Here is a 10,773-nt window from a genome sequence, read left to right on the forward strand (position 1 = left end):
TAATTATACAATTTGACTCATTGATTTTATTAATGAGTTTAAGTTTTAATGCTGTTTTTAAGTTTATTTCTAGAAGGATATAAGTTATGATTAAGTCTTGATAGACTAACAATAAAATTATATTATATTTTCTGCCAGAAACCACCCTCATTCTTTATTGCTTCTTATTGAGAATGTATCTGAATCAATTTTCCTATCTAAAATTTGTTTTTTTATAGATAAATGTATTCTTTTACTCATTTTTCATCAATTTACCTCCGTAATCACCGTTTGTGACAGTCAAGGGTGCGGAATGTGGGCTACAAATACTTACTAACTCACGCCGAATATAGTAAAAATAAATGGAAAAATGACCCTTACTTTTGACAGAAATACTTATAGTCAATTACTAGCAGAAATCGCTCCTCAAGTAATTGAAACAGAAGAAGACTATGAACGGTTTTTAAAAGTTGCAGAATATCTAACTTTTAAAAAAAATCGTAGTCCAGAGGAGCGAGCTTTACACAAATTGCTTGTCAGACTAATTGAAGATTATGAGGAAGAAAATTATCCAATGGATGAATCTACACCTCATGAAATATTGCTACATATCATGGAATCTAGCGGAATTCGTCAAGCTGACTTAGTACGCATTCTTGGTTCTAGCAGCGGTGTAGTTTCAGAAGTTGTCAACGGTAAACGCTCAATTAGTAAAGCACAAGCAAAAGCCTTGGGAGAATATTTTAAAGTGTCTCCTAGTTTATTTATTTAGAGGTTGTTTGAAAAGTCTAAATTCATACATAGGATTTGCTGAATAAGTACCCATTCATTGGTGTCAACTTAACGTAAAACATCTATCCCGCAAAGAACTCAATTCATCTCATTCCCAGTCTCTCACCGGGAATGAATCCTAGAAGGCTCTGCCTTCAATGATATTAGAGGCAGAGCCTCATCAACTGCATTCCTAGTCAGAGACTAGGAACGAGGTGTGGTAGGGATTTGAGCTTAAGTTGACACCATTAAGCTTTTGCTTTACCCCTACCCGGAGAATCAAATAATTAAGCCGTGTTGGGTATAAATATCGCTCTCCTTGAGTTAGAAGTGATATTTGGGGGATGAATTGACACTCTCCGGTCTAAAGACGCGGAGATTCTATAGAGAGTTTCAGTCTATATCCCTCAGTTATCCCAGTTTCAGGCAGGGCTCCTTAAATATTTGGGTTCTTGCCCTGATTTCCTTTGCCCTGGCGGGCGAAATCATATCTGACAAGCGTAACTCTCCGAGAGTCCCCCGGTAGCTTTTTACGTCTTTAGTGACAATTTGATTGTATCACGAATATTGAAGGCAATCAATTCGCCCCTGTGCGTTTTCCCCTTCGGTCTGAAGACGCGAAGCTCCCAACGCTACCGCGTTCCTCTTGTAGAATTTATACGGATTGCTTTGCGTTTTTGCTCCTGTGCTTTTTAATGACAAGGTAAATATCATACTGTTATTTGCAGTTTAATTGGATGATGAACTATTATTAAATCGTTCTCAAAAATAGAACTGAGATCACAAACCCAGATATGAAGCCTGTTGTACGGCTAAATGAGAAAATTTTGTTTTATGTTTGTTCATTACAGAAGCCGTCTAGACTGCATAAATGTTAGGATTGCCACAGAGTGAGAATCGCGTAAGAGAAGGAAAAAAAACTGAATGGCAGAATTTGAAAAGTCAATATCCTTTGATGGACGGGATATTCGACTGACGGTTGGCCTACTAGCCCCCCAAGCAGGTGGGTCGGTTTTGATACAATCAGGAGATACAACTGTTTTAGTAACGGCTACAAGGTCAGCAGCGCGGGAAGGCATTGATTTTTTGCCACTGACCGTAGATTACGAAGAAAGATTGTACGCAGCAGGAAGAATTCCAGGGGGGATTATGCGCCGGGAAGGTCGTCCACCGGAAAAGGCAATTCTTGCCAGTCGTCTGATTGACCGTCCACTTCGTCCTTTATTCCCCTCATGGTTGCGGGATGATTTGCAAGTTGTGGCAATAACTATGTCAATGGATGAGCAAGTCCCCCCTGATGTGTTAGCAGTCACAGGCGCTTCAATTGCTACTCTCATTGCCCAAATTCCTTTTAATGGACCAATGGCCGCAGTGCGAGTAGGCTTGGTTGGTGATGATTTTATTATTAACCCTACCTATGCAGAAATTGAAGCGGGAGATTTGGATTTAATCGTTGCCGGTTCTCCAGATGGGGTAATCATGGTGGAAGCGGGTGCAAATCAATTGCCAGAGCGAGATATTATTGAAGCGATTGATTTTGGCTACGAAGCGGTTCGGGATTTAATTCAAGCTCAGTTAGATTTGCTGGATGAACTAGGTCTAAAACTTGTGCAAGAAGCCCCACCAGAAGTAGATAAGACATTAGAAAACTATATCCGCGATCGCGCTAGTGATGAGATCAAAAAAATCTTGGCGCAATTTGAGTTAACTAAAACTGATCGTGATATTGCTTTAGATGCAGTTAAAGATAATATCTCTGCTGAAATCAAAGCCTTACCAGAAGAAGACCCCATTCGCATCGCTGCTACAGCCGACTCCAAAGCCCTTGGTAATACATTCAAGAGCATTACCAAATACTTCATGCGTCGTCAAATTGTCGAAGATAACGTGCGCGTTGATGGTCGTAAGCTTGATGAAGTTCGTCCTATCTCTTGTCGAGTTGGGATTATACCCAAAAGAGTACATGGTAGCGGTTTATTTAACCGGGGACTGACTCAGGTGCTATCAATGTGTACCCTTGGTACTCCTGGAGATGCCCAAAATCTTAACGACGACTTGCAACTAGAACAAACTAAACGTTACCTGCATCACTATAACTTCCCTCCCTTCTCCGTCGGCGAAACCAAACCATTACGCGCCCCTGGTAGACGGGAAATCGGACATGGTGCATTAGCAGAACGGGCATTATTACCTGTATTACCGCCAAAAGACAAGTTCCCCTACGTAATTCGCGTAGTTTCGGAAGTGCTTTCTTCCAACGGTTCAACTTCAATGGGTTCAGTTTGTGGTTCTAGTTTATCCCTCATGGATGCAGGTGTACCCATTACCAAACCTGTGAGCGGTGCGGCAATGGGCTTGATTAAGGAAGGGGACGAAGTACGAATCCTCACCGATATCCAAGGCATTGAAGACTTTTTGGGTGACATGGACTTCAAAGTTGCTGGTACAGATACTGGAATTACAGCTTTGCAAATGGATATGAAAATATCTGGTTTGTCTTTAGAAGTAATTGCCCAAGCTGTCAACCAAGCCAAACCTGCCCGGTTACACATTCTGGAAAAAATGCTCCAGACTATTGACACCCCCAGGGAAGAAACTTCACCCTTTGCCCCACGTCTGTTAACAATTAAGATTGATCCTGACATGATTGGTCTGGTGATTGGACCTGGTGGTAAAACCATTAAGGGTATCACTGAAGAAACAGGTGCAAAAATTGACATTCAAGATGATGGTACTGTCACCATTTCCGCCGTTGATGAAAACCGAGCTAAGAGAGCGCGGAACATCGTTCAGGGCATGACTCGTAAACTCCATGAAGGGGATGTTTATATTGGTCGTGTGACACGGGTTATACCCATTGGTGCTTTTGTGGAATTCTTGCCCGGTAAAGAAGGCATGATTCACATTTCTCAACTCGCTGACTATCGCGTTGGTAAGGTTGAAGATGAGGTAGCTGTTGGTGATGAGGTGATTGTCAAAGTGCGAGAAATTGACAATAAGGGTCGAATTAACCTAACACGCTTGGGTATTCATCCAGATCAAGCAGCAGCAGCACGAGAAGCAGCAGCGGTAAACCATTAAATCGCTGGTTGGATTTTAGATTTTAGATTACAGATCAATCGCAAATCTAAAATCCGCGATGCCTTGCTAGTAGGCATCGCTGTCGAATTATTTATGATTAAGTATAAAAAAATAAATTCTCTAGGGTCGTTAGTGCAAACTAATTAGCGTAGGGACTGCACCTCTTAGGAGTGATAAAAAATTCAATTGTGAATAAATCCGGTTGTTCGCGCCAACTGATGGGCGCAGGCCCTGCGCCCCTACTGATTTGATTTGGAGTTTACCGCCGCTAAATTCTAGTTGACATTAGACTTTTTAGTGCGATATAATGGTATGCTATTTAAAGTGTATTGATTGCTGCACTAGGCTAAAAAAGTATATCAATAATATCGGTAGCTAATATGGCCTAAGTAATGCCTAGATGCCAATTTTTTGTTGTTTATTAATGAGGTGAATATGGCAAAGCGCCGTAACCCGAAAAAAGAAAAGGCGCTACGAAACCAGGCCTACGCCAGAAAGTTTCGTAAACGGACCACCACAGGTAGAATGGGCAGAAGATTCCAACAAAGACCGCCCAAGAGTGAAGAGGAAGAAGGAACAGGCGCAGCAGCAATGGATGCTGCTGATTAATGTAACTGGTTAAATTTGACTCTTTCATATTTTGAATTTTTAGGGTGTACACCAGTACACCCTTACTTGTGTTAGTTGTCAGTTGTCAGTTGTCAGTTGGAAGAAAGAATGGAATTTCTCCCCCTGTTCCCTGTTCCCTGTTCCCTGTTCCCTTTATTTCACACTGAGTTGAGTCCGGGCGTTGACAAGAGCCTGTCTAACTTGTTCAAATCCTGTACCTCCATAGCTGTTGCGAGCTGCAACTACTTGACGTGGGGTTATGGCTTCATAAATGTCGGCGGCAAATGCGGGATGGATTTGTTGCCATTCTTCTAGCTGCAAATCTTTGAGCAGTTTACCAGCGATAATACTGGTTTTGACGACTTTGCCGACAATGTTATAAGCTTCGCGAAAGGGTACACCCCTGGCGGCGAGATAATCTGCGACATCGGTAGCGTTAGCAAAGTCTTCTGTAACTGCTGTTGCCAATCGCTGATGACGAAATTCTAAACCTTCTTGCAGTAAAATTGTCATTGCTTCTAAACAGGCTTTGACTGTGTTTACACTGTCAAATATGCCTTCTTTGTCTTCCTGGAGGTCTTTGTTATAAGCCAGGGGTAAACCCTTCATAATTACTAACATGGCTTGCAGATGACCAAATACTCGCCCGGTTTTGCCGCGCACTAATTCGGGTACGTCGGGGTTTTTCTTTTGGGGCATAATGCTAGAACCTGTGGCACAGCTATCTTTGAGGGTGATGAAGCGAAATTCTTCTGATGCCCACAGGATTATTTCTTCGGAAAGACGGCTGAGGTGAACCATGATAATACTAGCAGCACAGAGAAATTCTATGGCGAAGTCCCGATCGCTCACTCCGTCCAAGCTGTTAGCATAAACATTGTCAAAGTGTAATAAATTGGCTGTATAGTGGCGGTTAATGGGGAAAGTTGTTCCCGCTAAAGCACCACAACCCAAGGGGGAGATATTCACTCGGCTATAAACGTCTTCTAAGCGTTCCCAGTCCCGTTGTGCCATTTGAAAGTATGCCAGTAAATGGTGCGCTAAACTCACTGGTTGGGCGCGTTGCAGGTGGGTATAACCAGGAATCAAGGTTTCAACATTTTTTTCGGCTATATCAACTAAGACTGTTTGCCAGTTCCGTAATTGTTGGCGGATTTGTTGAATTTGATCACGGAGGTATAATCGAGTGTCCGTACCTACTTGGTCATTGCGAGAACGGGCTGTGTGGAGTTTTTTACCTACATCTCCGACAATTTCCGTGAGGCGCTTTTCTACGGCAAAATGGACATCTTCGGCATCAACACCGGGTTGGAATTGCCCTTGACGATATTCTTGACGCACTTGTTCTAAACCGTTAAACAGTGCTTCCCCTTCTTCGTGGGAAATTATACCTGTATGAGCCAACATTTTGGCATGGGCTTGAGAACCTGTAATATCATATTCGATAAGTTCAATGTCAAAACTGATACTAGCATTAAAACGAGCGATCGCTGGATGTAGCGCGGATTCAAACCGCTGACTCCAAGTTTGTTTTTCGGTCATAAATCTGAAGGGAGAGGAAGAAATTTGTAGATATTAGATTTTGAATCATACGCCGGATGTGAGTTAAAAATCTTGTTGTTTCATAAGCGAAATTACAAGGTCTTCAGTATCTAAATAATTAATCCAAAATCTAAAATCTAAAATCACTTTAACCGTAACTAGTAAAACCTTTGAACAGATAACCAACAATTATACCAATCAACAATGCCCAAATTTGCCCAGTTTTGACAAAGTGATTCCAAGAGGCTTGTACTTGACCTAGAAGGTCTGGGTCTCTAACATTACCAATATCAGCCAGAAGAGTAATATGTTCGTGTAAATTTCCTAGCAGTGGCAATAGTGAATCATTCAAATGTTCCATAATTCTTTCACCAAAAGGTTTATCACCTATTATTAAGAGTTGAAGTAACTAATCAAATCAAAAGCCACCGCAATTATACACAATCTTTACTTTCATACTTTACTATGTTTCTGCCGCCAAACGTAATTTTTCTGAAGTTCGTAAAATTTGCCCAGCTAAGACTGCTGCACCAAAGCCATTATCTATATTAACTACACCTATACCAGCGGCACAAGAGTTAAGCATTGTCAATAGAGGTGCTAAACCGGAAAAGCTTGCACCATAACCAATACTGGTAGGAACAGCGATTACGGGACAATCTGCCAAACCCGCTACAACACTGGGCAAAGCCCCTTCCATGCCCGCGACAACGATTAATACCGATGCTGATTCTAATACATGACGGTTGCTTAATAACCGATGAATTCCCGCCACACCTACATCCCAGAGGCGCTGTACATAAAAACCCGAAAGTTCCGCAGTGACAGCGGCTTCTTCAGCAACGGCTAAATCGGCAGTACCAGCGGAAAGAATGCCTATTTTACCGGGAAATCTGACTTCAATTACAGGGGGAACAATGGCACAAATTCGGGCTTGTTCGTAGTATTGGATACCTCTAACTTTTGGTTGTAATGCTGAATATACTTGTGGTTCAATGCGGGTAGCCATAACTACGGAAGTGCGGTGGCGCATAACTTCCATAATTTGAGCAATTTGTTCCGGTGTTTTACCTGGTCCCCAAATGACTTCCGGGAAACCAGTTCTTAATTGACGATGGTGATCTATTTTAGCAAACTCACCTACGGATTGATAGGCTAAGTCTTTGAGGGAGTCGAAGGCTATATCTGGGGTTATTTTACCATTGGCGACGGCTTCTAAGAGCGATCGCAAATTTTCGGGTTGTGTCATGCAATTTTGGATTTTGGATTTTAGATTTTGGATTTCCCTTATTCAGTCAACAGTCAACTATTTCGTAACTTTAATTTCATGAATATTCCAAAAAGCACCACCAAGAGCAGAATATTGGATACCTTGAAACCGATTTCTGATTGCTGATAGAGAATAAGAATTAACCAAATAAATGAAAGGTAAATATTCCTGTGTTAATTGTTGACTTTCGCCATAAATTTCCTTTAATTTAGCCTCATCAAACTCCTGTGCGCCTTGAATATAAAGTTCATTAATTTTCTTTTCCCAGTCAGCAACTTCCCAACCTTCAATCGGTTTTTGTCCAGCTTGTGGTTTTTGATTAAACATATGTAGTCCCCCTTCAGGAGACCACACATTAGCACCATCATTTGGTTCTAACCCCCCTGTCAAACCTATTAAACAAGCATCCCAATCTAAAGTGTTAGAAAGTTTATCTATAAAAGTATTCCAAGCCAATGGTGTAAAATCTACTTGAATACCAATTTTACTTAAATCCTGTTTAATTTGCGAACCCATTGACTCCCGAATTTTATTACCCGCATTAGTGAGTAAGGCAAATCTAACCTCATTACCTTGATCATCTACTAAGAGATTTTTTTCATTATATTGAAATCCAGCTTTTAGTAGTAATTCTTTGGCTTTTTCAGGATTATAGTTATAAACCTTTAAGCCTTTTTCCGGTGATAAGAAATAAGGACTTTGAACAGAAATAGGAGAATTTTGGGGTGTACCTAAACCACGAAAAGTATTATTCAACATGGTTTGTCTATCAATAGCATAGGCTACCGCTTGGCGAAATTGCACATTATTAAACCATTTAGATTTAATGGGATCAACTAATGGTTGATTTTGTCTTTTTCCCTTATTTAAGTTAAAGGAAATAAAGGAAGTGCTAGAACTAGGACCCCCATTATATATTTTAAAATTCCCTTGTTTTTCCTGAACTTTTAATAAAGAAAAATAATCAGGGGAAACACCAATAGAATCTAAATCACCGGAACGAAATTGGAGTAAGGAAGTATCTGTTGACTCCACAATTTGCCAAATTATTCGTTCAATATAAGGTTGGGGTTTACCTTGAGCATCTTTACGCCAATAATAGGGGTTACGGCGAAAAATTATCCGTTGACTCGTATCATATCTTTCCAGTTTATAAGGACCATTAACAATAATTTCTTCAGGAGGAGTATCCACACCCCATTTATTCAGAAATTCAACTTTACCATCTTTGTTTGTTGTTTTGACTGATTTCTCTAAAATATGAGCAGGTAAAATAGATGCTCCTGTATTCAGTAAAAAAGGTCTAAATGGTTCAGGGACACTAAATTCCACTCTTCTATTATCTATTTTTTTGACAGTTGGTAATTTGCGATTTTTCCCGACTCTTAAAACATCTCTAGTATCTGTGGGGATGTTTTCATTTAAATAAATATCATTATAGGTAAATACGACATCATCAACTGTTAATGGTTGTCCATCTGACCATTTTAAACCTTCACGCATGGTAAAGGTAATTTTGGTTTTATCTGGTGATATTTCCCATGATTCAGCTAATGCTCCTTCTATTTTGCCATCAATGGGATTCTGAGTTAATAATCCTTCATAGGTGTAACCAAAAATATTTGGTGATTCGGAACTCAGCGCAGCATTAAATGTTTTCGGATCACTGAGAATACTAGTTACTAATTGAGGTACTTGAGCCGCATTGGTTTTTAATTTAGTTGGGTTACAAGCGGTAATTCCTATTGCTGTAAAAGCAATGATTGTTATTAGTAATAAAAACCGTTTTGTGGAATTGAATATTTTTTCTGTTAATGTCATAGTTGCTTACCAGATATTAATTTTAGGATAATTGAGACTCTAACCAACCTAGAAAGTTTTTAGTATTACTAAAATATTTTATTGTTGCACTATTTAAAATTTCCTGTACTTCCTTTTTACCGAAATCTTTTGTATTGCCACTAATAAATACTTTTTGGTTATTAGGATGCTGATTTGCATGAGATACAATACACTGTAATATTAAGTTATCCATAAGATCATTCTTGATTAGTAATGTTTCCGTTTCTATGAAAATTTTATTAGAAATATCCTTGATTATGTTATTATCAAAGTTAATCATTTCCGAATTTTCTGTCAACAATTCAATAACTTCAGATAGCCTATCTTGCACATCATTTAATAATAGTAGATTTTCAATAGATGCTCTTTCTAAACTCACCTGAAATAAATCTGCATGAACAGAAATTTTATCACGCATTGCTTCATTAATTTGTTTCTCCATTTCTGCTTGAAATTTTAACTGATTTTGCTTATCTATTCTATATGTGTTAATAACCTCTACATAACAAATAGCTGGTATAGCAAGACGAATTAAGGGAGAGAGATTCCGCAGCAATTGTCCTGCCTCTAGGTCTCTTCCTTTTGCAACTGCCATTAAAAAATTAGTTTCAATGTAAAGTATCAGCACCTAAATTTTCCTGAATATAAGTATGTCCACCTTCTAGCAATGGTAATAAACCAATTTTTGCTAATTCATTATACGCTGGTGGTGTATCTGAATTCCAATGATATGATAAATCTCTGAGCCAAGATTTAATAAGTGTTTCTAAATAAAAATCAAAGATTCTTTTATGCGGGAATTCTGGATCATAATTACTTAGTATATCATTAGTTCTCAAGGAAATTAGGTTTTCTATTTCCTGATCATTATTCAATGCAAAAATATTAATTTCCTCTAAATCCACTAACATACCAAAAGGAATATCTGGCTTGATATTCTGCAAATATGTTTTTAATTGATAAATAGCACTTTGCCTGTTTAATTCTGTCTCTGATTTTTGAGCTTTTACCTCTACTAATAAGATAATTTCTTCATCTTTATTTGTAAACATAATATCAGGACGATATTTTTGAGGGGACTGGAAGTTGATAACTTGCATCTTCTTTTCTCCTTGATGTAAATAAAAATTGATTAATCACCACTTACCAACAAAACTACAGCATAAGCACAAATACCTTCTTCTCTGCCTGTTGGTCCAAGTTTTTCATTAGTTGTAGCTTTGATACCAATTTGATTTGGTTCTACTTCTAAAACTGCTGTTAATTTATCTCGCATTTTAGAAATATGCGGTTTTAATTTCGGACGTTCAGCGACAACGACAGAATCAATATTGCCAATTTTCCAACCTTGTTCACGAATTAGTTGATGGACTTGATGTAATAATACTAAACTATCAGCCCCAGCCCATTGGGGATCTGTCGGGGGAAAATAATGACCAATATCCCCCAAAGATAAGGCTCCCAGCATCGCATCCATGATGGCATGAGTAAGCACATCAGCGTCACTATGTCCTAACAAGCCGAGTTCGTGGGGAATGTGAATACCGCCTAAAATCAAATTGCGATCGCTCACCAATCTGTGTATATCGTAGCCATTACCAATTCTGATGTTCATAGTTAGTTGTCCTTTGTCAGTTGTCAGTTGTAAAAGAATATTTTTCTCCCCCCACTTCCCCCAC

The 10,773-nt window shown here is 39.2% G+C and carries 10 protein-coding genes; 3 read left to right on the forward strand and 7 right to left on the reverse strand.

Annotated features, from left to right (window positions below):
* Positions 1-349: 349 nt before the first annotated feature.
* The 3 genes from AN486_RS24585 (at position 350) to AN486_RS24595 (ending at position 4,440) form a co-directional block, all read left to right on the forward strand.
* Entirely contained in the window at positions 350-751 is a 402-nt protein-coding gene (locus AN486_RS24585; protein WP_053538769.1) for a type II toxin-antitoxin system HigA family antitoxin, read from the forward strand.
* 923 nt (positions 752-1,674) lie between these two features.
* Complete coding sequence (locus AN486_RS24590) at positions 1,675-3,831, forward strand: polyribonucleotide nucleotidyltransferase (RefSeq protein WP_053538770.1); 2,157 nt, start codon at positions 1,675-1,677, stop codon at positions 3,829-3,831.
* Between the two features lie 435 nt (positions 3,832-4,266).
* On the forward strand, positions 4,267-4,440 hold the full coding sequence (locus AN486_RS24595) for a hypothetical protein (RefSeq protein WP_168465616.1): 174 nt from the start codon (positions 4,267-4,269) through the stop codon (positions 4,438-4,440).
* Positions 4,441-4,593: 153 nt separating this feature from the next.
* On the opposite strand, the gene argH is transcribed toward AN486_RS24595, so the two are convergent.
* The 7 genes from argH to ispF form a co-directional block, all read right to left on the reverse strand.
* Positions 4,594-5,982, reverse strand: a complete 1,389-nt coding sequence (gene argH / locus AN486_RS24600) for an argininosuccinate lyase (protein WP_168636340.1) — start codon at positions 5,980-5,982, stop codon at positions 4,594-4,596.
* Positions 5,983-6,130: 148 nt separating this feature from the next.
* Positions 6,131-6,343, reverse strand: a complete 213-nt coding sequence (locus AN486_RS24605) for a hypothetical protein (protein ID WP_039199529.1) — start codon at positions 6,341-6,343, stop codon at positions 6,131-6,133.
* Positions 6,344-6,445: 102 nt separating this feature from the next.
* Positions 6,446-7,231: a nickel pincer cofactor biosynthesis protein LarB gene (gene larB, locus AN486_RS24610; protein ID WP_053538772.1), complete on the reverse strand. Its 786-nt coding sequence runs from the start codon at positions 7,229-7,231 to the stop codon at positions 6,446-6,448.
* A 57-nt stretch (positions 7,232-7,288) separates the two neighbouring features.
* Positions 7,289-9,073: an ABC transporter substrate-binding protein gene (locus AN486_RS24615; protein ID WP_290602865.1), complete on the reverse strand. Its 1,785-nt coding sequence runs from the start codon at positions 9,071-9,073 to the stop codon at positions 7,289-7,291.
* 22 nt (positions 9,074-9,095) lie between these two features.
* Positions 9,096-9,689, reverse strand: coding sequence for a PIN domain-containing protein (locus AN486_RS24620; protein WP_199308517.1), 594 nt, complete (start codon positions 9,687-9,689; stop codon positions 9,096-9,098).
* 13 nt (positions 9,690-9,702) lie between these two features.
* Positions 9,703-10,194, reverse strand: coding sequence for a type I restriction enzyme HsdR N-terminal domain-containing protein (locus AN486_RS24625; RefSeq protein WP_039199542.1), 492 nt, complete (start codon positions 10,192-10,194; stop codon positions 9,703-9,705).
* Between the two features lie 32 nt (positions 10,195-10,226).
* Entirely contained in the window at positions 10,227-10,709 is a 483-nt protein-coding gene (ispF, locus tag AN486_RS24630; RefSeq protein ID WP_053538776.1) for a 2-C-methyl-D-erythritol 2,4-cyclodiphosphate synthase, read from the reverse strand.
* Positions 10,710-10,773 lie beyond the last annotated feature (64 nt).

The sequence above is a fragment of the Anabaena sp. AL93 genome, from assembly GCF_001672085.1.
Classification (GTDB): domain Bacteria; phylum Cyanobacteriota; class Cyanobacteriia; order Cyanobacteriales; family Nostocaceae; genus Dolichospermum; species Dolichospermum heterosporum.

Bases quoted from the DNA above. Each gene is read 5' to 3' on its own strand.
- AN486_RS24625 (WP_039199542.1), bottom strand. From the start codon at position 10,194: ATGCAAGTTATCAACTTCCAGTCCCCTCAAAAATATCGTCCTGATATT.
- AN486_RS24620 (WP_199308517.1), bottom strand. From the start codon at position 9,689: ATGGCAGTTGCAAAAGGAAGAGACCTAGAGGCAGGACAATTGCTGCGG.
- argH (WP_168636340.1), bottom strand. From the start codon at position 5,982: ATGACCGAAAAACAAACTTGGAGTCAGCGGTTTGAATCCGCGCTACAT.
- AN486_RS24595 (WP_168465616.1), top strand. From the start codon at position 4,267: ATGGCAAAGCGCCGTAACCCGAAAAAAGAAAAGGCGCTACGAAACCAG.
- larB (WP_053538772.1), bottom strand. From the start codon at position 7,231: ATGACACAACCCGAAAATTTGCGATCGCTCTTAGAAGCCGTCGCCAAT.
- ispF (WP_053538776.1), bottom strand. From the start codon at position 10,709: ATGAACATCAGAATTGGTAATGGCTACGATATACACAGATTGGTGAGC.
- AN486_RS24605 (WP_039199529.1), bottom strand. From the start codon at position 6,343: ATGGAACATTTGAATGATTCACTATTGCCACTGCTAGGAAATTTACAC.
- AN486_RS24590 (WP_053538770.1), top strand. From the start codon at position 1,675: ATGGCAGAATTTGAAAAGTCAATATCCTTTGATGGACGGGATATTCGA.
- AN486_RS24615 (WP_290602865.1), bottom strand. From the start codon at position 9,073: ATGACATTAACAGAAAAAATATTCAATTCCACAAAACGGTTTTTATTA.
- AN486_RS24585 (WP_053538769.1), top strand. From the start codon at position 350: ATGACCCTTACTTTTGACAGAAATACTTATAGTCAATTACTAGCAGAA.